This is a genomic window from Taylorella asinigenitalis MCE3 (genome assembly GCF_000226625.1).
GTDB classification, from domain to species: domain Bacteria; phylum Pseudomonadota; class Gammaproteobacteria; order Burkholderiales; family Burkholderiaceae_B; genus Taylorella; species Taylorella asinigenitalis.
Map to the genome: position 1 here is coordinate 772,773 of NC_016043.1, position 23,221 is coordinate 795,993.

At 36.7% G+C, this 23,221-nt stretch carries 24 protein-coding genes and 1 tRNA gene; 22 read left to right on the top strand and 3 right to left on the bottom strand.

Annotated features, from left to right (window positions below):
* The first annotated feature begins 16 nt into the window (after nt 1-16).
* The 9 genes from hfq (at nt 17) to rpoD (ending at nt 10,399) form a co-directional block, all read left to right on the top strand.
* Entirely contained in the window at nt 17-298 is a 282-nt protein-coding gene (hfq, locus tag TASI_RS03745) for an RNA chaperone Hfq (RefSeq protein ID WP_014111432.1), read from the top strand.
* A gap of 54 nt (nt 299-352) precedes the next feature.
* Nucleotides 353-1,420, top strand: a complete 1,068-nt coding sequence (gene hflX, locus TASI_RS03750) for a GTPase HflX (RefSeq protein WP_014111433.1) — start codon at nt 353-355, stop codon at nt 1,418-1,420.
* Nucleotides 1,421-1,432: 12 nt separating this feature from the next.
* Nucleotides 1,433-2,752, top strand: a complete 1,320-nt coding sequence (gene hflK / locus TASI_RS03755; RefSeq protein WP_044978032.1) for an FtsH protease activity modulator HflK — start codon at nt 1,433-1,435, stop codon at nt 2,750-2,752.
* 11 nt (nt 2,753-2,763) lie between these two features.
* Complete coding sequence (gene hflC / locus TASI_RS03760) at nt 2,764-3,645, top strand: protease modulator HflC (protein ID WP_014111435.1); 882 nt, start codon at nt 2,764-2,766, stop codon at nt 3,643-3,645.
* Between the two features lie 9 nt (nt 3,646-3,654).
* Entirely contained in the window at nt 3,655-4,944 is a 1,290-nt protein-coding gene (locus tag TASI_RS03765) for an adenylosuccinate synthase (protein ID WP_014111436.1), read from the top strand.
* 2 nt (nt 4,945-4,946) lie between these two features.
* Complete coding sequence (locus tag TASI_RS03770) at nt 4,947-5,498, top strand: phosphoribosyltransferase (RefSeq protein ID WP_014111437.1); 552 nt, start codon at nt 4,947-4,949, stop codon at nt 5,496-5,498.
* A gap of 172 nt (nt 5,499-5,670) precedes the next feature.
* Nucleotides 5,671-5,883, top strand: coding sequence for a 30S ribosomal protein S21 (rpsU, locus tag TASI_RS03775; protein WP_013522669.1), 213 nt, complete (start codon nt 5,671-5,673; stop codon nt 5,881-5,883).
* Between the two features lie 85 nt (nt 5,884-5,968).
* Nucleotides 5,969-7,750 (top strand): DNA primase, encoded by a 1,782-nt coding sequence (dnaG, locus tag TASI_RS03780; protein WP_014111438.1) that lies wholly within the window; start codon nt 5,969-5,971, stop codon nt 7,748-7,750.
* 51 nt (nt 7,751-7,801) lie between these two features.
* Nucleotides 7,802-10,399 carry an RNA polymerase sigma factor RpoD gene (gene rpoD, locus TASI_RS03785; protein ID WP_014111439.1) on the top strand — a complete coding sequence of 866 codons (2,598 nt, stop codon included), beginning with the start codon at nt 7,802-7,804 and terminating at the stop codon, nt 10,397-10,399.
* A gap of 9 nt (nt 10,400-10,408) precedes the next feature.
* On the opposite strand, the gene TASI_RS03790 is transcribed toward rpoD, so the two are convergent.
* Nucleotides 10,409-11,023, bottom strand: a complete 615-nt coding sequence (locus TASI_RS03790; protein WP_014111440.1) for a tetratricopeptide repeat protein — start codon at nt 11,021-11,023, stop codon at nt 10,409-10,411.
* Between the two features lie 5 nt (nt 11,024-11,028).
* Nucleotides 11,029-11,105: transfer RNA gene (locus tag TASI_RS03795), tRNA-Val, on the bottom strand.
* A gap of 34 nt (nt 11,106-11,139) precedes the next feature.
* Here TASI_RS03795 and ung point away from each other — a divergent pair.
* The 12 genes from ung (at nt 11,140) to rplS (ending at nt 21,713) form a co-directional block, all read left to right on the top strand.
* Nucleotides 11,140-11,817, top strand: coding sequence for a uracil-DNA glycosylase (gene ung / locus TASI_RS03800; RefSeq protein ID WP_014111441.1), 678 nt, complete (start codon nt 11,140-11,142; stop codon nt 11,815-11,817).
* Between the two features lie 87 nt (nt 11,818-11,904).
* Nucleotides 11,905-12,216: a Flp family type IVb pilin gene (locus tag TASI_RS03805; protein WP_014111442.1), complete on the top strand. Its 312-nt coding sequence runs from the start codon at nt 11,905-11,907 to the stop codon at nt 12,214-12,216.
* Nucleotides 12,216-13,490, top strand: a complete 1,275-nt coding sequence (locus tag TASI_RS03810; RefSeq protein ID WP_014111443.1) for a Tad domain-containing protein — start codon at nt 12,216-12,218, stop codon at nt 13,488-13,490. Before TASI_RS03805 ends, TASI_RS03810 begins: the two co-directional genes overlap by 1 nt.
* Nucleotides 13,491-13,540: 50 nt before the next feature.
* Entirely contained in the window at nt 13,541-14,113 is a 573-nt protein-coding gene (locus tag TASI_RS03815) for a hypothetical protein (protein WP_228359754.1), read from the top strand.
* On the top strand, nt 14,100-14,777 hold the full coding sequence (locus tag TASI_RS03820; RefSeq protein WP_014111445.1) for a hypothetical protein: 678 nt from the start codon (nt 14,100-14,102) through the stop codon (nt 14,775-14,777). The genes TASI_RS03815 and TASI_RS03820 overlap by 14 nt, the downstream gene beginning before the upstream one ends.
* Before the next feature lie 8 nt (nt 14,778-14,785).
* Nucleotides 14,786-15,766, top strand: coding sequence for a Flp pilus assembly protein CpaB (gene cpaB / locus TASI_RS03825; RefSeq protein WP_014111446.1), 981 nt, complete (start codon nt 14,786-14,788; stop codon nt 15,764-15,766).
* Complete coding sequence (locus TASI_RS03830; protein WP_014111447.1) at nt 15,756-17,267, top strand: type II and III secretion system protein family protein; 1,512 nt, start codon at nt 15,756-15,758, stop codon at nt 17,265-17,267. The genes cpaB and TASI_RS03830 overlap by 11 nt, the downstream gene beginning before the upstream one ends.
* The gene (locus TASI_RS03835; protein ID WP_014111448.1) at nt 17,264-18,853 is read left to right on the top strand and encodes a TadA family conjugal transfer-associated ATPase; all 1,590 of its coding nucleotides are present in this window, start codon (nt 17,264-17,266) and stop codon (nt 18,851-18,853) included. Before TASI_RS03830 ends, TASI_RS03835 begins: the two co-directional genes overlap by 4 nt.
* Nucleotides 18,854-18,855: 2 nt before the next feature.
* Nucleotides 18,856-19,701, top strand: a complete 846-nt coding sequence (locus TASI_RS03840) for a type II secretion system F family protein (protein ID WP_014111449.1) — start codon at nt 18,856-18,858, stop codon at nt 19,699-19,701.
* Between the two features lie 71 nt (nt 19,702-19,772).
* Nucleotides 19,773-20,501: a type II secretion system F family protein gene (locus TASI_RS03845; protein ID WP_228359755.1), complete on the top strand. Its 729-nt coding sequence runs from the start codon at nt 19,773-19,775 to the stop codon at nt 20,499-20,501.
* Between the two features lie 4 nt (nt 20,502-20,505).
* Nucleotides 20,506-20,916, top strand: a complete 411-nt coding sequence (locus TASI_RS03850; protein WP_044978038.1) for a DUF192 domain-containing protein — start codon at nt 20,506-20,508, stop codon at nt 20,914-20,916.
* A 416-nt stretch (nt 20,917-21,332) separates the two neighbouring features.
* The gene (rplS, locus tag TASI_RS03860) at nt 21,333-21,713 is read left to right on the top strand and encodes a 50S ribosomal protein L19 (protein ID WP_014111454.1); all 381 of its coding nucleotides are present in this window, start codon (nt 21,333-21,335) and stop codon (nt 21,711-21,713) included.
* On the opposite strand, the gene rsgA is transcribed toward rplS, so the two are convergent.
* Nucleotides 21,714-22,634: a ribosome small subunit-dependent GTPase A gene (gene rsgA / locus TASI_RS03865; RefSeq protein ID WP_044978041.1), complete on the bottom strand. Its 921-nt coding sequence runs from the start codon at nt 22,632-22,634 to the stop codon at nt 21,714-21,716. It lies immediately after the preceding gene.
* Between the two features lie 39 nt (nt 22,635-22,673).
* Between rsgA and orn the strand changes: the two genes are divergently transcribed.
* Nucleotides 22,674-23,219: an oligoribonuclease gene (gene orn / locus TASI_RS03870; protein WP_014111456.1), complete on the top strand. Its 546-nt coding sequence runs from the start codon at nt 22,674-22,676 to the stop codon at nt 23,217-23,219.
* Nucleotides 23,220-23,221: the final 2 nt, after the last annotated feature.

The window sequence follows — 23,221 nt, forward strand, 5'->3', positions numbered from 1 at the left end:
ACACGGAGCACCTCAAATGAGTTTTAAAGGACAATCACTACAAGATCCTTTCCTTAATGCCCTTAGAAAAGAGCATATCCCAGTTTCAATTTATCTAGTTAATGGCATAAAGTTACAAGGTCAAGTCGAGTCATTTGATCAGTATGTTATTTTGCTTAGGAATACGGTCACTCAAATGGTTTACAAGCATGCGATTTCTACTGTAGTTCCTGCAAGAGCAGTACCTTTTCCTAGTGAATTGTCAGAATTTACAGAAGAACAACAAATCTCATCAGCATCACTCGATACACAAGAGTAGTTATTTCTCCATAACTTTCCCGTCCTGGCTTCAGCGACGGGTTATCCTTATTTAATGAAAGCAATTGTTATCAGCGTAAACTTTAATGACCCTAATTTCGACTCTCATTTAAGCGAGTTTGAAATGTTGGCTACAGGTGCTGGAGCTGAAATTCTTGAAACAGTAGTTGCTAAACGGGATAAACCAGATGCGAAATATTTTATTGGAAGCGGGAAGGTTGAAGAAATAGTCGAACGCATTGCCACTTTAAAACCTGATATTATCCTTTTTGATCAGGCTTTAAGCCCAGCTCAGCAAAGAAATTTAGAGAGGGCTTTCAATCTTCGCGTTATAGATAGAGTTACGCTTATTTTAGATATATTTGCTCTTAGAGCAAAAAGCCACGAGGGTAAGCTTCAAGTAGAACTTGCTCAACTTCAACATTTGATTACACGACTAACTAGACTATGGACCCACTTGGAGCGACAAAGAGGGGGGATTGGTATGCGTGGACCAGGTGAATCTCAATTAGAGATGGACAGGCGAATGATTGGAGATAAGGTAAAGGCATTAAAAGAGAGACTATCTAAGCTAGACACTCAGAGGCTTACTCAACGGCGGGCTAGAGCCAGATCAAATATGCTCTCTGTATCTCTTGTGGGATATACGAATGCAGGAAAATCAACATTATTTAATGCATTGACACGTGCAGGTACGTATGAAGCCGATCAACTATTTGCGACTCTTGATACTACTACAAGAAGAATTTGGATAGAAGATGTGGGACAAGTTACAGTTTCGGATACTGTAGGATTTATCCGAGATTTACCTACTACGTTAATAGCCGCTTTTAAAGCGACTCTTGAAGAAACTATACATGCAGATTTATTATTTCATGTTGTGGATGCATCAAATCCACAAAGGGATGAACAAATTGCAGAAGTTAATAAGGTTTTGAAGGAAATAAATGCCGATGAGATTCCTACTTTTCTAATCTATAACAAAATTGATTTATTGAAACAAGAACCTAGAATAGAGAGAGATGAACAAGGTAAAATAAAACGAATTTTTGTTAGTTCTAAAACACGCGATGGCATTAATTTGCTACGCGATGCAATCGCTAAATTTAAAAATAATTTATAGGGAATATATCCATTGAAAGATAATAAAATCATGAATCTAAATGATCCTGATTGGGGCAAAGGACAGCCCTCCGACAATTCAAAAGATAGGCCTAAACAGCCACCTTCAAGTGATGATTCTCCACCAGAACTTGATCAGGTGTTTGGCGAATTAGCTAATAAACTAAGAGGAATTTTTGATAAGGATTCAAAAAATCGTAAGGGTTTTGGCCAGACTCCACCTCGTGGACCTAAAAAGCCGAACAGAATTTTTTCAAAAATTGGTCTTTTTGTAATTATTATTGGTTTACTTATAGCTTGGCTAATTAGTGGATTTTATATTGTTAGAGAGGGTCAAGTAGGGGTAGTTACTCAGTTTGGGAAGTATTCTAGAACTGTAGCTCCTGGTTTTCAATGGCATATTCCTACACCTATAGAATCTGTAGAGATAGTTGATATTTCACGTGTTAGATCCTTTTCAGTTGGATATAGGGATAATGCGAGAAATAAAGTATTGCCAGAAGCTTTAATGCTTACTGAGGACGAAAATATTGTGGATGTTCAATTTGATGTCCAATATCGTCTTAAAGCTGATATGCAAGGTTCGAATGGAAAAAATAGTCCAGCAGCTAACTATTTATTTGAGACTCGTGCACCAGATGAATCTGTAAGGCAAGCAGCAGAGACAGCTATGAGAGAGATTGTAGGTAAGCAATCTATGAATAAAATCCTTTACGAAAGTCGTACTCAGGCTGCGATTGATGTCAGAAAACTTATGCAACAAATTCTTGACCGCTATAAGACAGGTATTGAAGTCATAACTGTTGCCATCCAAAATGTACAACCTCCAGAACAAGTTCAGGCAGCATTTGAAGATGCGATTAAAGCTGGACAAGACTATGAGCGTCMAAAAAACGAAGGTTATGCTTATGCTAGTAAGGTAATTCCTGAAGCTCACGGTCGGGCATCTCGTATTCAGCAAGAAGCGGAAGGTTACAAAGCAGTAGTAACGCAAAAAGCTACTGGTGAAGCAGATCGCTTTTCTAAGATTGAAACTGAATATTCTAATGCTCCCGAAATTACTCGCGAGAGGATGTATTTGACTGCTATGGAAAGTCTACTTCAATCCACCCCTAAGATTTTTGTTGATTCAAAAAATAATTCTCCACTTCTGTATTTGCCTATTGATAAATTACCTAGCCCAAACACTATAAATAGCCAAACAAATAGGGAAGAGTATGTAGTCTCAGGGGATTCCATGCAAAATACAATTACTGATCAGGTACGCACCCAAAGTAATGAGCAATTACAAAACAATCGATCACGTGTTTTAAACCGTAATCGCCATCAGTAGAGGGGGGAAGTATGAATCGTTCTATATTAGGAATTATATTTTTAGCTGTTTTAGCTTGGTTTATCTCTTCTACCTTATTTATTGTGGGAGAGCGAGATTATGCACTTGTTTTTAAATTAGGTGAATGGCAAAGAACCATTAGTGAACCTGGTTTGCATTTTAAATGGCCATCACCATTTCAAAACGTTATATATCTAGATAAGCGAATTCAAACTATTGAATCTGGTGATACAGAGCGTATCCAAACTTCAGAGAAGAAAAATCTGATTATTGACTCTTATATTAAGTGGAAAATTAATGATCCTTTGAGATTTTATATTTCATTTGGACCAAATGCGGAAAATGCTCAATCACGTTTAGGTGCTCAGATTAGAGATGCCCTAAATGCTTCAGTTAACACTAGAACAGTTCGTGCAGTTATTTCACAAGAGCGTGATGTTGTGATGGCAGAAATTCTTAAGAATGTTGAGGAAAGAGCTAAACCTCTTGGAATACAAGTTGTAGATGTAAGGCTTAAAAGAATTGAGTTTTCTCAAGAAGTCTCTGATTCAGTTTATAACCGTATGCAAGCTGAACGTAAAGAAGAAGCCAATAGTCTTCGAGCAAATGGTTTTGCAGAATCTGAAAAAATCAGAGCTGACGCAGACCGACAAGTTAAGGAAATCATAGCTAAAGCACAGGCCGATGCCGAAATAACTAAAGGTACAGGGGATGCTATTGCAACTGAAATTTATGCAAAAGCTTATGGAAAAAACCCTGAATTCTATAGTTTCTATAACAGCTTAAATGCTTATAGAAACAGTTTTACATCCAATAAAGATTTGATGGTTATTGACCCAAGCTCAGATTTCTTCAAATATCTAAAACAACCTAGTCGAGGAAGTTCTAATTAAGGTGAGCATATGAAAAATATTGTTGTAATTGGAACTCAATGGGGTGATGAGGGAAAAGGTAAAATAGTCGACTGGCTCTCTGAAAACGTCTTTGGTGTTGTTAGATTCCAGGGCGGTCATAATGCGGGTCACACTCTATGGATAAACGGCAAAAAAACTATTTTGCGATTAATTCCATCTGGGATCATGCATCCTAAAACTCAATGTTTTATAGGAAATGGTGTAGTACTAAGCCCAGAAGCAGTATTGTCTGAAATAGCCGAATTAGAAGATGCGGGAGTTGAAGTTAGATCTCGATTACACATATCCGAGGCGGCTACGTTAGTATTGCCATATCATATTGCTATTGATCAAGCCAGGGAGCTAGCCAGGGGCGAAAACAAAATAGGCACAACAGGTAGGGGCATTGGCCCCGCTTATGAGGACAAAGTTGCCCGTAGAGCTCTTCGTGTTCAGGACTTATATGATGAAGAAGTACTTGAAAAGAAACTGAAATCTGTTCTAAGTCTACATAACTTTATTCTGAAAGAAAGATACCAGCTGGATGAAATTGTTTTTGAAGACCTTTCAGCTCAACTTAAGGAATGGGCAAAAGAACTTAAACCAATGGTTTCTGATGTTTCTTATGATTTATACAATCATCTTAAAGAAGGAAAAAATTTTCTTTTTGAAGGTGCTCAAGGTTCGCTTTTGGATATTGACCATGGAACTTATCCATTTGTCACTAGTAGTAATTGTGCCGCTGGTACGGCTTCCGCTGGGGCTGGTATAGGTCCCCAGCATCTGAATTATATTTTGGGTATCACCAAAGCGTATACCACTAGAGTTGGTTCAGGACCATTTCCAACAGAACTTACTGACGAATTAGGTTCTCATATTGCCTCTGTTGGACAGGAGTTTGGTTCGGTGACTGGAAGACCTCGACGTTGTGGTTGGTTTGATGCCGTTGCATTAAAAAGAAGTGCTATTTTTAATGGTATTTCAGGTCTATGCGTTACAAAGCTTGATGTATTAGATGGACTCAAGGAAGTAGGTATTTGCATTGGTTACGAATTTGAGGGTAAAACAATAGATGTTCTTCCTTATGGAGCTTCCAAAGTATCTAAAGTTAAACCTATTATTGAGATGTTACCTGGATGGAATGAATCAACTAAGGGCGTAACTAATTACGATGACTTACCTTCTAATGCAAAAAAATACCTCAAACGCATGGAAGAAGTTAGTGGAGTTCATATTGCTATGATTTCTACTGGTCCTGATCGAAAAGAAACTATTATGATTAAAAATCCCTTGGAATAGATATGAGTTCTAATCTTCCTGAAAGTACAGATACTGATTTATGGGTTTCTTGGGATGAATATAATCATCTTATAGAAAAATTAGCTTTTGAAGTTTACAAATCTGGCTGGAAATTTGACCAAATTATTTGTTTAGCACGTGGTGGGGTAAGAGTGGGCGATGTTTTGTCTAGAATTTTTGATGTTCCATTAGGAATATTAGCAACAAGCTCGTACCGTGAGGCTGCTGGCACTGTTCAAGGACAACTTGATATTGCGAAATTTATAACTATAACTAAGGGTACTTTACAAGGTAAGGTTTTGCTAGTAGATGATATGGTTGATACTGGACTCACTTTTAGTAAAGTTCAGGAACATTTGAAAAAGGAGTTTCCTAATATTGAGGAGATGAAATCTGCTGTATTATGGTTTAAGGGTCACTCTAGCATAACCCCTGATTACTACATAGATAAACTTCCTAACAATCCTTGGATTCATCAACCCTTTGAGGAATATGACTCTATTCGTCCTCATCAGTTAGAGGCATGGATTAGAAAAGGCAGTTCAGCTAAGTAGTTTTTAAGATACAACTTATCGTAAGCTATTGACTCTAAACAAGATTTGAAATTATAATAATAAACTTTATAAATTTTGAATTACCCAGCAATTTTAGGTGGTGAAATTTTTTTTGTTGGGATTTTTAGCTTTTGAATCAACTATTTATTAATTTAAGGAATTTTAATTTTATATGCCTAGTGTTCGCCTTAAGGAAAATGAACAATTCGAATCAGCTTTACGTCGTTTTAAACGCACCATCGAAAAAACTGGTTTATTAACAGATCTTCGTGCTAGAGAGTTTTACGAAAAACCAACAACAGAGCGTAAACGTAAACATGCTGCCGCAGTAAAACGTCATCACAAACGTATCCGTAGTCAGCAGCTACCTCCACGCTTGTACTAATTTGTTATCATATCGGTACACTTAGTACCTTATAAATTTCATATAGCAGCTAAGTTTTCTACTAGCTGCTTTTTTTGTCTTTATTATGTCGGATACTTTTACTAACGAGCTTATTGAAAAAACTGATATTGTTAGTGTTATTGGTGAGTATGTTCAGCTAAAAAAAGAAGGCTCGGGATACTCTGGTCTATGTCCATTTCATAATGAGAAATCACCCTCATTCAAAATAAGTACTACTGGTCAGTATTTCCATTGTTTTGGATGTCATGCAGGGGGAAACGTTATCTCATTTTTAATGAAACATAATCACATGACATTTAAAGAGGCTCAAGAATTCTTGGCTAAGCGATTAGGCATTCCAATTCCATCATATTCAAAATTAACGCCACAACAGGTACAAGAGAGAAATTCAGCCAAAACTAAACATGAGCTTATGCATGAATGTTTAAAGCAAGCACAAAGTTTTTATATAGATATGTTTGCGAAAAGTCATGAAGCTAAATCATATATAGAAAAAAGGGGATTGAGTGATGAAACTATTAAAAAATTCGGAATCGGATGGAGTGGCTCTGAATATAGAAACCTAGCCCATAAATTTCCAAACTACGACGATAAAATTTTGGTAGATGTGGGTTTGGTAATTCAAAAAGAAGATTCAAGTAAATATGATAGATTTAGAAATCGAGTCATGTTTCCTATACTTAATGATAGAGGGCAAATTATAGGTTTTGGCGGTCGCACATTAGGGGATGAGAAACCGAAATATCTTAATTCACCTGAGACTGAAGTTTTTCATAAAAGCGATGAACTATATGGCCTTTTTGAAAATAAAAAAGGTATAAACACAAGCAAAAAAGCACTTGTTGTAGAAGGGTATATGGATGTTATTTCCCTGAATCAACATGGAATAGACTTTGCCGTTGCCACCTTAGGTACAGCAACAAGTCAATCTCATCTACGTAAGTTATACAGATATACATCAAAAATTATTTTTTGTTTTGATGGAGATGAAGCGGGAAAGAATGCGGCATGGAAAGCATTAAACGAGTCTTTGCTGGTTTTAGATGAGAGGCATGAGCTTAGATTTTTATTTCTACCTAGTGATCATGACCCTGACTCGTATATACGAGAGTTTGGTAGAGCCAAGTTTACAAAATTTATTGAATCTTCATTATCGCTGACCAAATTTTGGTTAAATGAGCTCAAAAGTAGGTTTAGGCTAGATGAGGCCGAAGGTAGAGCTAGTTGTATTAACTTTGTGCGTCCTATGCTTAGAAATGTTCGCAAATCTGCTATGAAAACTCAGATTGAGAGGGAGATAGCTAGTCTTTTGCAGCTAACTCATGAGGAGTTTTTAAAAGATTTGGGCATTGATTTTGAGGGGGCAAAAAAAACTTTTCCTGCACAGATTTCTAAACGTTCATTTTCTCAACCTAAGGTTAGAAAACAAGTTGAATCTTTGGAGCGAAAATTTATTAAGTTGGTGGCAATGAAACCGTCTATCACCAACAAAATTTCCTCTAATGTACTTGTATTTTTAAATCTACTCCCCAAATATAGATTAGTCTATGAATTAATCACTTTGATTCGTAAGCACAATATTGAAGTTTTTAGTCAATTGTTCAATATAAATGAAATCAGCTCTGATTTAAAAATAGTTCTTGAGAGTATTATTTCTAATGAATTCGATGAAATCGAGGACGAAAATTCTGAAAGTTTGCTTCAAAGTATTCTAATCAAAGTTGAATTGGAATTACTGGATAGTCAAATACAGAAATTGGCTAGTAATAAAGATATGGATGACTCGAAAAAAACTCTGCTATTACAAGGCCTTAGTCAGCGATTTAATTTTCTTAAAAATCATTAATTTACGTTATAATAATTAGTTAATTTTTTAGTTAAGGGATAAGGTCTAAGCGTGAAAAAGCAAGTTAAAAAAGAGAGTTCTAAAGTTTCTACTAAAGCTACTAATACAAAGACTTCAGCGACTGCGACTAAGAAAACTGCACCTAAAGTAGCTGCAGTGAAGTCAGCATCTAAGGCCGTCCCTAAAACCACTAGTAAGCGAGTTAACACTAAAACTAAGGCGGTCACATCAAAGCCTGCTGTTAAAACTTCAACTAAAACCGTTGCTTCTAAATCAGCAAGTTCTAAAACGAAGGCTGTTGCCTCTAAGCCTGCAGCTAAATCTATGACTAAAGCCGCTACAAAGCCTGCTACTAAAGCTGCTACATCAAAATCAAGTACTAGATCAACTACTTCTAAAACTGCTGCTAAGAGCACGCCTAAAACAGTTGTTAAAGCAACATCTAAAACAGCAGCTTCAAAATCTGCTGCTAAAGCTAAAACTCGTACCGCTAAACAATCAAATAAAACATCGGCAGCTAAGACTAAATCTGAGGTTGTGAAATCAACTAAAAAGCAATCTACACCAAAACCGACACGTCAAACTGTAAGTAGTTCCGATATTGATGATTTATTAGCTATTACTAATGAAGACGACGATTTCATGCCTAAAATATCTCGTCGCGGTCGTAAGCCTGGTAGTAAAAATGCCCCTAAAGCTCAAGCAAAAAATGCTGACGATTTGGATATAGTAGATCCATCAGATGATGATTCAGAAAATATAGATGATATAGACGAGTCCGTTGCCAGAGGAGCTAAAGGCTCACGTAGTAGAGCAGAAAACAAAAAAGTACTAGACGAAGAAAGGCGTCAACTTATTCGTTCTTTAATTAAGCAAGGTAGAGATCAGGGCTATCTTACATATGCAGAAATTAACGATGTTCTATCTGATGATATCGTTGATACAGAACAGATGGAGTCTATGGTCACCACACTCGGTGATATGGGCATTCCTGTATATGAAGAAGCACCTAATGCTGAGGATCTCATTCTAGCCGAGCCGTCAAATATCAACGATGACGATGATGTGGACGATGAAGCTGAGGTTGCATTAACAACAGTGGACTCTGACTTTGGTCGTACTACAGACCCAGTACGTATGTATATGCGTGAGATGGGTTCAATCGAATTATTGAATAGATCTAAAGAGATTGAAATTGCGAAAATGATTGAAGAGGGCCTTAAACATATGGTTATGGCTATTGCATCTTCACCTACGACCATTCATGAAATTCTCGAACATATTCAAAAAGTTAAAGAGGGTAAGGCTCAGATTGAAGAAATTGTTGATGGTCTTATGACCGATGATGGCGAAGAGTATGCTGGCTCTGGTGCATCTGATGCAGATGAAGATACTGAAGAAGCTCAAACAGGAGGCATGAGTAGCGGTCAAATTGAAAAATTACGCGAAGAGTCATTATCTAAATTTGATCGAGTTCAAAAAGCCTACGATAAGATGATGAAGGAATACGAAAAAGGTCGTTTCCAATCACCTGCATACAACAAGGCGAATCAAGAAATTCACGATGAAATATCAGGTGTGAGATTTACCGCCAAAATGGTAGAAAAACTAGCCGAGAAACTTCGCAAGCAAATTGAAAGAGTACGCTCTTTAGAAAAAGATATGCTTAAAGTTTGCGTGGACAAGGTAGGTATGCCTCGTGAGCACTTTATTGACTCATTCCCTGGAAATGAAACGAATTTGGATTGGGTTAATTCTGAGCTTAAGAAAAAACCTAAATATGCTGAAAAACTTGAGAGATCTGTTCCTGATATTCATGAAATTCAGCAGAAGTTCATTGACCTAGAAAAAGAAGTTATCCTTCCGATTAAGGAGCTTAAAAATGTTAATAAACGCATGGTAAATGGCGAAGCTAAAGCGAAAAAAGCTAAACACGAAATGATTGAAGCAAACTTACGTTTGGTTATTTCAATTGCTAAGAAATATACTAATCGTGGGTTGCAATTCTTGGACTTAATCCAAGAAGGAAATATCGGCTTGATGAAAGCGGTGGATAAATTTGAATATCGTCGCGGTTATAAATTTTCAACATACGCAACATGGTGGATTCGTCAAGCTATTACCAGATCCATTGCCGACCAAGCGAGAATTATCCGTATTCCAGTTCATATGATTGAGACAATTAACAAAATCAATCGTATAACCCGTCAAATACTTCAAGAGACTGGTGTGGAGCCAGATTCAGCTATGCTTGCTGAAAAAATGGATATGCCAATTGAGAAAATTCGCAAAATTCTCAAAATATCTAAAGATCCTATTTCTATGGAAACTCCGATTGGAGATGATGATGATTCACATCTTGGAGACTTTATTGAAGATACATCGACCCTATCTCCAGAAGAGGCCGCTTTACAACGCTCTATGACAGAAGTATTTGATGAAGTAATTAACTCACTTACCCAGAGAGAAGGTAAAGTTCTTCGCATGCGCTTTGGTATTGGTATGAGTTCAGATCAAACCCTCGAAGAAGTAGGTAAGCAGTTTGATGTTACACGTGAAAGAATACGTCAAATCGAAGCTAAAGCGATACGCAAGCTAAAACATCCTAGCCGAGCAGATAAGCTTAGAAGCTTCTTGGAAAATAATTAATTTTTTGGGTCAGTCTTTCTGACCCTTTTTTATTTCTTCTAAAAGCATAGATGCGGGTTCATAGCCATTTTGACTCGATGCTTCTAAGTATTGTGTGGCAATGCTCACGTTTCTCTCCACTTTTTTCCCTTCATAGTGAAGAGTGCCCATCAAGTACTGTGCTTTAACAATGCCCTCATCTGCTGCTTGTTTTAAAAAATGTATGGCTTCTTTAGGTTTAGATTCAGTGCCAATGCCCTCTAAGAGCATATACCCCCATACTCCCTTTGCGCTGGAATCATAACGATAAGCAGCATTTTCGGCCCAATTTGCGATTTGTTCAGCTAATTCAGATTTGGGATGTTTTGCTGCATCTGACAATAGTATCTGAGAGAGTTTACTTTCAGCTGGAACATAGTATTGATTCGCTGAGAGGACCAACCACTTTAAACCAGTTTCTTCATCTTTGCGAAAATAATGCCCTGATAAATATGCTAGGCCAAGTGAATACTGAGCTTTAGGATCACCCTTAGTAGCTTGCTCACAAAGTTCCTCCATATTGTAGTCTAGGGCCTCTAAACCATGAGGCTCAGCCATAGCAAAATCAGTTATAACTTTTAAAAACTTTTTGAAGAATTTGGACATTTAATTGGTAGGCGATACTGGAATCGAACCAGCGACCTCTACGATGTCAACGTAGCGCTCTAACCAGCTGAGCTAACCGCCTGTAAAATAGATTGGTATTGTATTGTAAAACATCTATGAATATCAATAAAATCCATCCTAGTTGGCAAAGTTTTTTTTACGAAGAAATGACAAAACCTTATTTCAAGTCTCTTCTTCGCAACATCGAGCAAGCAAGACAGAAAAACATTGTCTATCCGCCCGAGGAGAGCGTGTTTTCAGCTTTCAAGCTAACTGCCCTCGATCAAATAAAAGTCGTTATTCTGGGGCAAGATCCATATTTTAATGAAGGCCAAGCACATGGATTAGCGTTTTCGGTGCAGAAAGGGGTAGCATTGCCACCTTCATTAAAAAATATTTTTCAAGAACTTCAGAAATCCATCCCAAACTTTGTCATACCTACTCACGGATGCCTTGAAAAATGGGCTTCTCAGGGCGTTATGCTTTTGAATGATGTGCTTACTGTAGAGCGGGGCAAACCAAATTCGCATAAAGGTTTTGGTTGGGAAATATTCACAAAAAATGCCATATTAAAAATTAATTCCGAATGCGAGAATGTAGTTTTTTTGCTTTGGGGTGGCAATGCCAAAGCTAAGTCTCCGCTTCTAGATAAACATAAGCACTTAATTCTTGAAAGCCCGCATCCATCGCCATTATCGGCTTATCGTGGTTTTCTTGGTAATATGCATTTTGCTAAGGCTAATACTTACCTTGAAGCACATAATAAGCAAGCCATTGACTGGTCTTTGGAGTAGGACATTTTTATCCATCATCATTGTTACGAATTGGCAGTGTTCAATAAATAATTCAAACTGTAGTCACCTTTTTAACAGGAGACTACTATGCAAATTGTTTTACAAAATCCACAAAAACCTCTCGTAAAAAAACAGAGTCTTAAGCGGCGTTTAGGTCAAGGTATGACCGAATACATTATTATCGTTGCTTTAGTATCTGTTGCAGCAATTGCAGTCTATCAGCTATTTGGTCAAGTAATTCGCTCTCAAACTGCTGCTATGGCTAAAGAGATTGCAGGAGAGGATGGTACTGCTCAATCGAAAAAAGCTCAAACTGCGGCGAAAAAGGCAGAATCTCAAACTTCTGCTAAGTCACTTAAAACTTTCACGGGTAATGCTAAGCAGGCTGGTGGCAGATAATGTTTGAATTGCCTTTGGGCAATCGCAAAGGTCAAGTCTTGGTGCTTGGCCTTGCATTGATTGCCATAGTTATTCTCAGTTTTCTTGGCATGTATAGAAATGGTCAGATCATTTCTGAGCGAACAAAATTAATACATGTTGTTGATCTTGCTTCATATTCAGGAGCTGTAGCCCATGCACGAGCTCTTAATATGCAAAGCTATATCAATCTTGCACAAACGGCAAATCAAATCGCTTTAGCTCACTTAATTACACAAGGCTCATGGGTACAGTGGGGCCAAAATATGGGTAAGCGAGTCACGAAACGAAACCCGCAATCTGAATTAATTAATCGTTTTTTTGGCTCTAAATATTCGCAAGCTTATATAGCAGGAAAAAAAGCCCAAGTCGGAGCTAGTGCCCAAATTCAGGATTTAAAAGCTCAATTTGAAAAACATCAAAAAGTTATTAATGAAGTTTTATATAAAACAAGCATTGCCATACACGAAACCCAATTAGATATGAGGCTTCAGGCAATTAAGGAAGTAATTGAGGCTAACTTTAGCCCTTCAGAATTAAAAAGTATTTCTTGGAAACTTGAAAATATAGAAAACGATGATATTTCAAGTGTTTTTAACCCTAAAGGGGAATATTTAAAATTCGTTCGCAATGTTAGTGAGAAATACAAATTTCTTAAACCTAGATATTTCTTAAAAAGTAGTCGGTTAACTCCAGTTTATAAGAAATGCCCAACCCTAAGACATCGACTAATTCGTCGAGGAGAAACAACTTTAAATAAAAATGGTGATTGGGAATCCATTGACACACAAAGCTTTCATTCATTGAGGAAGAGATTGAAACTCTCATGCTATTACCGCGAATATCCGATGGGATGGGGATATGCAGAGCATGACACCAGTCACATTGGTGATAATTTACCTCATGTTAAGGATCCTCCATCTGATTTTTCAGCAATAACCTTTATCAAATGGATTGATGAGAAAACTTCTGGATGGAATATTTTCGATACTTCAGAAAATGGTTTGGCAAATTCATATGCTTTAAAACAAGGCTTGAAATGGACTTCTGGAGGTTTAGTACCTTTTGTTGATATTACAAAAAAGAACAAAAAAAGTTCATCTTTTAGATTAAGCATTAGAGATAGTGATGTTTTGGGGCATTCGGTAGAAGCTATTTCAGCAGCTGAAGCGTATTTTGCTCAGTTTAGGAGAGATGATGAGTACCCAAATTTATGGCATCCGAATTGGCTAGCGAGGTTAAGGCAATGGAAATAAGAATGCGAAGGGGTCAGGCTTTAGTAGAAAGCTTTGTTTTTTTAATTGTTATGTCACTGTTTTTTATTGGAATTCCTTTCATAGGTAAGTTGGCAAATGATAAGCAAGCTCTTCAAAATGAGAGTAGATATTTGGCATTTCAATATGCCATTAGACTTGGAGAGGGAGCAAAAAGTTTTTATGACTCAAGCTATAGCAACATAAAAAAACTCACCTCAAATGCCCAGCCTGGACAAGATTTAGCTAAATCAGAAATATTAAGAAACGAGTGGCAAATCGAGGATAAAGGAATAATTAACTCCATAAGTCAGAAAAAAGTCGTTGATAAAGCGAAAAGAAAGTTTCTTATCTCAAGCTTGGTTTTAGAGGAAGAAGCAAAATTAATCTTTGATACTGAGTATGAAATCAATGCCAAATTAGCACATAACAGATCGTCTCAGAGTAATACTGCGTGGAAAAAAGAAAATTCAAAAACACAGTCATTAGCAAAAAAATCGAACTCTTTATTAAGTCCAGTTGATAAGCCACTTAAAAGAACTCTTCCTGGGTTTGATTCTTATAAAGAATGGATTGGAGATATACCAAGTAATCACAAAAAGGGGTTGTTAAATGTCTTTAATTAAACATTTTTTTATAACTCTTCTTTTGTCATTCATAAGCCTTATTTTGCTTATAAGTACGGCGTATTCCAGAACCATAGATGAAATCAAGTGGTTAGAGTCTAGTGTCACAAAGTCAGAACTAAAACTTAAATCGTCTCAAAATGGAATTGCTTTAAGTGTCTTTGAAATTGATTTAGATAAATCTTTAAACCAAATTCTAGATATTGTTTTAGATAAAGATATAGAAATTCATGCCATAGAGAGTGATTTATTTCTTATCTCATCAGAGAACTCACTTTCAGAAATACTTCTTATTACAGATTATGAAAAAGAGATTGATCAGAACAGCAATCTTAAAAGTGTTTATTTAAGTCGCATAACAAATCAAATTAGCAAATCAACTACAGAAAAAAGAGACTACTTACCAGACTTTGAAATTCTATTTAGCAATGTATCGAATCAATATGAAATTTATGTCTATGAAATTAATGGAGAGAAAAATATGAAAAATTACTTTGAATATCTGGCTTCAAGTGGATGGTTGGAGAAGTACAAGAAAACATTGCCACATAAAGACCTATCGGTTTGGCAAAGAAAGATTAATTCATCTAACGATACTTTATTTGTAGGAATGTTCAGAATTCGAGACCGAGAATATTTGTCGGTCGGAAAAATGACAAATTAGGTGCACCTATGATTCGGATAAAAAAGTCTTGGTATATCTTTGGATTTGCAGTAGGGGCGGGGCTACTGGCCACATTCTCTGCAAGTAAATATATGAAAGAGAAAATATCGCAAATTGAAGCAAATCATAGACAGGTCATGGTGCCGAGAATTGTTGCAGCTCATGATTTAAGTGTTGGTACTTCAATAGATTCTGCGGTATTAGCCGTACGAGAAATTCCTGAAACATGGATTAGTAGTGATAGTTTAAGTCCTGATGAATTTGAGAGAATTGAAGGGAAGGTTATAACAAGTCCATTGATGGCAGGTGATCCAGTTCTATGGGCTCATACGAGCACTATTAGCAAAAGGCCATTTTCTGAAAAGGTTGGGTTGGGACGAAGAGCAGTGACCATGCCAGTGGATACGATTAATTCGGTCTCTGGATTGATAGTGCCAGGAGATTTGATTGATCTATATGTATCTTTTAAATATAAGAATCGTGATATTACAGCTCCATTGCTGCAAGGGGTTTTGGTTTTAGCAACAGACAAAGAATCAAAGTTAACAAACGATGGAACCGAAAGAGAGTTTTCAACAGTTACTTTGGATACCTCGCCAGAAGAAGCAGCCAAATTAGTGGCTGCACGACAGGATGGCGTTATTACGGCTTTCTTAAGAAACCCAGATGATAAGGAAGCAAGCCAGAAAGGTGTAAAAGGTGATTTGGCGAGTATCTTGGGCATTGCCACCAGTGGGCCAATTGTTAGGAAGAAAGCCTCTGTTATTTACGGAGATCAGGGTACAAAGAAAATGAGCGAAATAGCTCAGGCTGATGAAGAGCAAACACCAACAAAAGAAGAACTCTTGCAACAGGCTTTGATTGAACTTCCAGGCCAAAAAGATATTGTGAGTGCATGGATTAGTGAAAACTCTAAAAAAACAGAGATAGCAACCCCTCAGGATCAAAATATCTCATCAAAAGAGGAGGATCTTGAAAATGAGGAGTAGATTTAAAAATGTACTTGTAGTCCTTTTATTTGGGGCTGTAAGTGTTGTACAGGCTCAAGTGTCACAGAAAGCAAAATCCATAAAAATGGAAATTGGGCAAATTGAGGTACTTAATTTTCAGAGTATTGGTAGAGTTGCAGTTGGGAACAGTAAGCTTTTAAACGCAACTACCAGTGACGATAAAGAACTCGTTTTATTTGGATTAAGCGAAGGGTTTACTACGCTTCAAGTGTGGGATAAAAATGGAACAAGCAATAGCTATAGAGTGCTTATCGAGTCTGCGAATCAAAACAAAATGCTTCAAGATATACAGAAGATTTTGCGAAAAATTCCAAATGTACGAACTTCGATAATAGCCGATAAGGTGATTGTTGAAGGCGATAAGCTTTCTGATTTTGACAGACAGAAGGTTGTGCAACTAACTAAGCACTATCCGCAAATTATCGATATGTCGAGCCAAGTTGGGTGGGATGAGATGCTTATGATAGATGTACAAATTGTCGAGCTTCCGCGACAGTTTGTGCAGCAACTGGGGCTTAAATGGGGCACTTCGGCTGAAGGTGGCGTGCAGTTAGGCCTTACCTTTGAGGGCTCTTCGGGTACTAAAGCATCAGCATATAGGAGTAACTTATTGGCTTCTTCTCTTTCTAACGCAAATGCCATTGTCAATCCAGCTTTATTTGGTGGGATTAATGCTTTCTTGAATGCAAGCATAAATGCGATGGCTGTTGAGGGGCAAGCAGTAGTTTTAGCACAACCGCAATTGACAGCAAGAAATGGTACTACTGCAGAATTTCTAGCTGGTGGTGAAGTACCTTATACGATGATTGATGATAAGGGGCAGACACAGACGGTTTTTAAACCTTATGGTGTTAGTTTAAATATCACACCAATTATTCAAAGAGATGGCACAATCAGGTCCAAAATAAATGTAGAAGTTAGTGCCGTAGATACTTCTATGAATCTAAATGGAGGTCCTGCTTTAAAAACTAGACGAACATCTACAGAATTTAATTCTAAGTCTGGTGAACCTATAGTTATCACTGGTTTTATATCAAGAGATCAGATGCAGAGTATGTCTAAACTTCCTGGTATTTCAGAAACTCCCATCCTAGGTGAATTATTTAAATCGAGGAATTTTCAAAATAATGAAACTGAGCTTGTAATTATTGTTAGGTCCTATGTAGTAAAACCAAACGACAAGACTATGCAAAGACGTGTTCATAGGACGAAGACTATTTTGGATTCATCATTTGAGCAAAAACCAATTTTAAATATTCCGATTGAGGCTGATGCAGAAAGACATTTCAAACCTAATACTAAAAAAATTAAATATATAAAAATGCAATCTAAAACGCATTATTTGCCACCAGTGGCACGAATACCCTTAACAAGACCATTTCCAGATAGATATATAGAAGGTCCAAAGGCCACAAAAATGAAATTTCCTAAAAAAACTAAACGAGTAAGCCGAAGAAAATTAAGGGGGCGACGCAGATGATTGAACTAGATGTTACGTATGAAAACGGGACGAAGAAAAAGGTTATATTGCCACCTCCAATAAAAATAGGAAAAGGAGAAGAAAACGATCTTGTAATTAAATCATGGAGGGTATCTAAACATCACGCCACCATAACAAGAGACGATGGATTTGCTTTTATCAGCGACAACTACTCGTTACTAGGCGTATTTTTAAATGGCAGAAAAATTCAAACGCAGCAGAAATTAAAAATTGGAGACGAAATAATAATTGGACCTACAAAAATGAAGGTCTTACAAGTTCCTAAGAAAGAGCAAATCTCTAGATTAGAGACAAATCCTAAAGTAGAACCGATAAGTACTGCGAGAGAACAAGTTCCAAATAATATTCTGCGAATCCTACATGGAGAATTAATTTCTGCGATGGATTTACGAAAGCTCAAATCTACTCACGGTTCCACAAATGAATTACGACAAAGAGCCGATGAAGTTTTAGACCAAATAATTGAAGAAGGAACTGAGAGATTTTCATCGTTTAATAAAGAGGAGCTTAAAAAACTTGTTATTGATGAGGCGTTTGGTTTGGGGCCTTTAGAGGATTTGCTCAAAGATGAAGAAGTAAGTGAGATTATGGTTAACTCTCATAAAGATATATATGTTGAGAGGAGTGGGAGATTACAAAGAACAGATGTGTCCTTTTCAGGAGAGTCTGCTGTTTTAAGTGTAATAGATAGGATCGTTTCACCTTTGGGTCGAAGAATCGATGAAAATTCGCCTATGGTAGATGCAAGACTTAAGGATGGTTCACGTGTAAATGCCGTAATACCGCCTATTGCCTTAAAAGGTGCAAGCATAAACATACGTAAATTTTCAAAGAAAATTCTTGGTGTAAAGGCTTTGATTGAAAAAGGAACATTGACTTCCGAGATGGCAAGTTTTTTGAATTTTGCTGTTCTCAATAAGATGAATATTCTAATTTCTGGTGGTACAGGCACTGGTAAAACCACTGTATTAAATATATTGACAGCGGCCATTCCTCACTCAGAGAGGCTTATTACGATTGAAGATGCAGCAGAACTTCAATTACAGCATCCTCACACAGTTAGTCTAGAAGCACGACCAGCTAATGCTGAGGGGCAGGGGCAGGTTACGATTCGAGATTTACTTCGAAATGCACTTAGAATGCGTCCCGATAGGATAGTTGTTGGAGAGTGTAGGGGGGCTGAGGCCTTTGATATGCTTTCTGCCATGAACACTGGACATGAGGGCAGTTTATCAACATTGCATGCAAACAGTCCACGAGAAGCTCTTAATAGACTTGAAACTATGATTCTTATGGCGTCTATGGAATTGCCATTAGCGGCGATACGAGAGCACATTGCCAGTAGTGTAGATTTTATTGTTCAACTCACGAGACTAAACGATGGACGCCGCATTGTTTCTAGCATTGTTGAAGTGGGTGGCGTGGATTCGGGCATTATTCAGCTTCAGGAGCTTTACACCTATAAGAAAGCCACTAATACATTTTCTTATTCAGGATTGATGCCTTCATCATTTGAAATTCTTCGTGAAAATGGTCAACCCATTCCTCAGACTATGTTTATATAAATATGGAATACTTTATTTTTATATTGACGATATCTCTTGTATTTCTGTTTGCAGTTCTATTTACAATCGGATCAAAATACTTAGAGAAATACAAAAAGACATTCGATGTATCGATAGGTCAGAGTCTTTGGGAAAGCTTCATACTAATTCCAAGTGGCAAAATTTGGACAATGGCTGCTGTCATGGCTGTAGCTTTAGGCTTAGTTCTAATTTTATTAAGCGGATCGTGGTTATTGGCGGCTATCGTTTCAGTCGCAGTGTTATTAATCCCACCATTTGCTGCCAAAATGCTAATTCGAAAAAGACAGAAAAAGCTAATTCACCAATTTCCAGATTTCCTGCTTTCCCTTTCAAATGCCTTGAGATCTGGTGCAGGCCTTCAACATTCGATTAAGTTAATAAATGAGACAAGCGAAAAACCTATTTCACAAGAATTTGGACTTTTTTTACATCAAATAAGATTAGGAAGCACCATAGAGGAAAGTCTGACAGACCTACAAATAAGAAACCCTTCAATGAATATGAGCCAGTTTGTCACCTTAGTCAAAATTTCGTATAAGACAGGCGGGAATTTAGCTTCTATGTTGGAACTTCTTTCAAATAATATGCGTGAAAATAATCTTTTATTAAAAAAGATAGATGCCCTGACTAGCCAAAGCAGAATGCAATCTTGGATTATGTCTTTGCTACCCATATTCCTTCTTTTGGTATTGACAGTTGTTGCCCCTGATTTAACGGACTACTTTTTCAAAAACAAATATGGTTACTTTGCTTTGTTTCTTATTTTTCTGATGGAAGTAGGCGGTGTTTTAACAATGCGTAAGCTCATGAAGATAAAGGTCGTATGATGTGGATGTCCTTAACTATTTTGATGGGCCTCTTTTGCTTAGCCGCATTATTCGTTGTTCTAATAGGAGATATGAGTCTTAGCGGTATTGGCTCTAAAGTTTTGAAATTACTGGGTTGGCAATTTGGGGCAGGATTAAATATATCTCTTGATCGCTCTGGACTAAGTTCGAAATGGTCTCCAGAAAAACTCGTTGGTATAGTTACGGTAGTGATTATGCTTGAATTACTCCTGGCTCTATGGGTGCTTTTGTCTGGATTGTCCTTGATATTTCTTTACTCGATTGCTATTTTGGTATTTGTCACCTTACTATGGCCAAAAGCTTATATAAAACGATATATATCAAGACGTAGAACAGAATTAGCTGAAATTTTTCCTTTCTTTTTGGACGTTTTAAGCGTAAGTTTATCTTCAGGACAAAACTTTACGATGAGCTTGCAGTATGCTTTAAATTCTATTCCTAATGGCGTGCTTAAAGATGAGTTGAATTTTACTATCCGAGAGATGCAGGCTGGGAAAGCAAGAATTGATGCTCTTGAGGATATGGCTGAAAGATCCGACCTACCAGTCGTACGTCAGTGGGTTAATAATATAAAGCAAGCAGATCAACTTGGCTTACAACTAGCTAGTGCATTTAGATCTCAAGCTACTTATATAAGAAAACAAAGATATCTAATGGCAGAAAAATTAGCTTTTGAAGCACCCGTAAAAATGCTTTTTCCTTTAGTGTTTTTTATATTTCCTTGTACATTTATTGTGCTTTTATTTCCTGTATTTATGCAGATTGCGGAAAGTTGGTAGTTTTATGAACTTTAAAAGAGTATATAGCTTTTGTTTAGGTGGCAATGTTTTCCGTATAGCTCTAGCCACTTCTTTTAAAGAAAGATTGGTCGGTATGATGGGTAGGTCAAAAGGAAGGAATTTTGATTTTCTTATATTTGAAAATTGCAATGCCATACATACTTTTGGAATGACAGAGTCTATTAGAGTAATTTTTTTAAATAAACAACTGAATATAGTTAAGGAAAAAAACAAACTAGCTCCATGGAGGACCCTGATTTGTACGTCTGCTAGTTATGCAATCGAGGGTCCCCCATATGCCAGTAAGCACACCCAAATGGAGTCGGATTTTGTGGGTGTTTGGGGTGCTGGGTTCTGCTTAGAGAATGCAGAAATCATTAATTTAGTAAGAGCAATATTAAAAACTAAGAGTTAATGTAGGCCAAAATACTTAGACATAATTTAGTTCCATAATGAATGCCTGGGATGACACAAGCCCACAAAGCTATAATCAAAAAATCTTCATATTTTTGTAGAAATCTACCAAAATTAGAAGTAGTTTTAAGCGATTTTTTCTTGTAATTTAAATCAGTCATTTTAAACCCTGTATGGATTAACAGTGTTTTAATACTGTACATCTTTACAGTATTAATATCAACTGATTTTTTTAAAACTGTTGTAAATATTTACAGTGTGCCGAGTGTGGTTATTTTGGGTATAAATTATTGAATTTAATATAAAAACTAATTAAAATATATGGTTTATCATCCTCTTTATGGGTTAAAAGATTACATGGGGTAATTTTAAAATTTTAGAAAAACATACCCATAAATGATGATTAAGGGATAAAAAATGAACTTATTACAAACTTTAGAGCAAGAAGAAATTGCTCGTCTTACAGGCGATAAGCCAGTAGTTGAATTTGCTCCAGGCGATACTGTAGTAGTAAATGTGAACGTAGTTGAGGGTAACCGCAAACGTGTTCAGGCCTATGAAGGTGTCGTAATCGCTAAAAGAAACCGTGGATTAAATTCAGCTTTTATTGTACGTAAAATTTCATCAGGTGAAGCTGTAGAGCGTACATTCCAACTATATTCTCCTCAAATTGCATCAATCGAAGTTAAACGTCGTGGTGCTGTGCGTCGTGCAAAACTTTACTACTTACGCAATCGTTCAGGTAAAGCTGCTCGTATTAAAGAGAAACTAGTAAGAAAAGCTACTGAAAGTAATTAATTAATATCTCTCAGGAGCTTTAATTTCAGCCAAGATGCGGGTATATAAATCATATCTCTCTTGGCTGATTTTCTTTGCATCTTTTGCCTCCAACAAAGAGCAGTTAGGCTCATTTAAGTGTTGGCAGTTATAAAACCTACAATTTCCAACAAATTCTTTAAATTCTGGAAATCCATCTAAAAGTTCATCTTGATTTAAGTGTTTAAGACCGAATGATTGAAATCCAGGTGAGTCTATAATTCGTCCTTCAAAATCCGAGATTTCATACATCTGAGTTGAGGTGGTAGTATGCTTACCGCTACCTAAAGCCTTCGAATGTTCTTGGGTAAAAGCTGAAGCCTCTTTTACAAGAATATTAAGTAAACTTGATTTGCCCATTCCACTTTGTCCAAACAATATAGATGTTTTTCCTTCAAAATAAGGCTTTAAAGATTCGATAACAGATTTAGGGGCTTTTTTTGATGTTTCTACAATATCAATTCCTAAGTTTTTATATAAAGATAGCTTCTCTCTAATGGTATCAACCCCATCTAGATCGATTTTATTTAGAATGATTAACGGTTGAATCCCTTCGCTAAATGCGGCAATTATTGAGCGGCCTAGTAAATCAGTACTAAATTCAGGCTCAACGCCTACTACGATTGCAAGTACATCTATATTGGATGCAAATAGTTTAGATCGCATATCATCCGAGCGATATAAAAGATTTCGTCTATCATGAATATTAGATATGAGCGCTTCCTCGGAATCAGCACCCTCAGGAAATTCAAGATCAACAAAATCACCTACACAAATTCCTGATTTTTTACCTTTAACATAGCAATGAAAAATTTTCTCAACACCTTCGAATTTGGCTTTAACTTTAAAGTTTTTACCAAATGCAGATATGACTTGAGCCTCAATGGCATTATCCATTTTCATCGCTTAAAATATTTTGAATTTAAAGAAAAGGTTATTTTAATGCCAAATAAATCAAATCGTATGGTATGGCTTGATATGGAGATGACAGGCCTAAATCCAGATATCGACAGGATATTAGAAGTTGCTGTAATAATAACGGAAGACGATTTATCTGTAGTAGCAGAAGCTCCAGTCTACGTTATTCATCAAGACGATGCTTTACTAAACTCTATGGATAACTGGAACACCTCCACTCATACGAAATCAGGGCTAGTAGCTAAGGTTAAGGATTCTAAATTAAATGAGGCTCAAGTAGAGGAAGCTTTACTTGATTTTTTTAAAAAGCATATTCCCGAGGGCACCGTGCCACTATGTGGCAATTCTGTGAATCAAGACAGACGTTTTATGTTCAAGTATATGCCACGTCTGGAAAAATATTTGCACTATAGAACTGTGGACGTATCAACTTTCAAGGAATTAGCAAAAAGATGGAAACCTGATGTTTACAAAGCCTTTAAAAAGAAAAGTAAACATGAGGCACTAGCAGATATCTACGAATCGATAGAAGAACTTAAACATTATCGTGAGCATTTTATAAAGGAATAGCA